This window comes from Dawidia cretensis, assembly GCF_018598175.1.
Classification (GTDB): Bacteria; Bacteroidota; Bacteroidia; order Cytophagales; family Cyclobacteriaceae; genus Ohtaekwangia; species Ohtaekwangia cretensis.
Map to the genome: position 1 here is coordinate 1 of NZ_JAHESE010000233.1, position 246 is coordinate 246.

General features: G+C 53.7%; 1 protein-coding gene. It reads left to right on the forward strand.

The genetic code is table 11. The features are described 5' to 3' along the window. Nucleotides 1-246 (forward strand): hypothetical protein (locus KK062_RS30465; protein ID WP_254088143.1); only part of this gene is annotated, 246 nt, incomplete at both ends.

The following is a 246-nucleotide window of genomic DNA, read 5'->3' on the forward strand; positions in this document are numbered from 1 at the left end:
TCCCAACGGCGACGTGCCCACCGTTAACTTCCGTGCAGCCTACGCCTCCAACAAGGGTGTAAACAACTACGACGTATTGCTGGACGAGCAGGGCGAAGTAAAAAGCAAAGTAACAGCCGAAGAGCTGGCGGAGGTGAGCAACACCATGATGAAGATGTCGGCGCTATATGCCGGCAACAATGCCAACAAGTATCTTAAAAAGAACTACAAAGGCCCCACCGATAACTTCGCGGTGGCCAAGGCCGG